General features: G+C 62.8%; 2 protein-coding genes. One reads left to right on the forward strand and one right to left on the reverse strand.

Translation table 11 applies throughout. From position 1 onward, the window contains the following. On the forward strand, window positions 1-717 hold a 717-nt coding region (locus BQ9843_RS00025), incomplete at its 5' end, for an ATP-binding protein (protein WP_075843394.1). A 4-nt stretch (window positions 718-721) separates the two neighbouring features. Here BQ9843_RS00025 and BQ9843_RS08745 read toward each other — a convergent pair. Continuing rightward, window positions 722-1,068 (reverse strand): hypothetical protein (locus tag BQ9843_RS08745; RefSeq protein ID WP_195906581.1); only part of this gene is annotated, 347 nt, incomplete at its 5' end.

Consider the following 1,068-nt stretch of genomic DNA (forward strand, 5'->3'; position numbering starts at 1 on the left):
ATGGCGACGACCGAGGCGATGCGCATAGCGTCGGCCTATGTCGATGGCGTGTGCGAATCCGACGTGTCGAGGACGGATGGCGTCCGACGCGACCCCATGAAGGTCAGAGCACTGCTGGCATCGCTCGCCCGCAACGAATCTACGCTCGCCGGGTCGAAGTCGATCGAGAGGGACATCGGAGGCGACGTGTCGAAGAACTCGGTCTTGCGCTACATGGACGCGCTGCGCAGGATCAACATCGTGGACGACATCCCTGCGTGGCACCCGGCGCTCAGGTCGCCGGTTAAGCTTCGTCAGGGCGTGAAGCGCCATCTCGCCGACCCGTCGCTCGCGGTCGCGCTCATCGGAGCCGATTCGGAGTCCTTGTCAGCCGATCCGAAGACCCTCGGGCTCCTGTTCGAATCGCTCGTCCTGCACGACCTGAAGGTCTATGCAGCGGCGAACGATGCGTTCGTATCCCACTACCATGACGGCGACGACCTTGAGGTCGATGCCGTCGTCCACAAAAGAGACGGATCATGGGTCGCCATCGAGGTCAAGCTCGGCAGCCCGCAGGTATCCGAGGCGTCAGAAAATCTCAACAGGTTGGAACGGAAGATGGTGGAGCACGGCGAGAGGCCGCCGGCGGCGAAATGCGTCATCATCGGATACGGGATGCCGTCGCACGTGACATCGGACGGCGTGGCCGTCGTCCCGATCGACGTGCTCGGCATGTAAGAGGTCAGCCCTCCGGCACCCCTGCCGCCTCCCAGATTGTCTCACCGTCGACGTCGATGCGAAGAAGACCGTCTCGCTCACCCATCGCCTGCATGAACTCCGGGAGCGAGCTCGGTGCATCCTCGCCGAGGTCTGCGATAACTGCAGGACACCCCTTCTCGGTGCGCTGCGAGTCCCTTATCGCACACCCGTCATCGTCATATGCTCCGTCGAAGCTGAGCGCACTCCAAAGCACAAGACGGCCATCGGACACCTCAAGCGCGGCACGGCTCGTCGTTGCCGAACCGTCCGCGCGCGTGTCCCACGACTCTATCCTGTTGGCGTAGACAAGTTTGACGTTCACTGCTTGTC

Origin of the sequence: Collinsella bouchesdurhonensis, assembly GCF_900155365.1 — a bacterium.
Taxonomy (GTDB): domain Bacteria; phylum Actinomycetota; class Coriobacteriia; order Coriobacteriales; family Coriobacteriaceae; genus Collinsella; species Collinsella bouchesdurhonensis.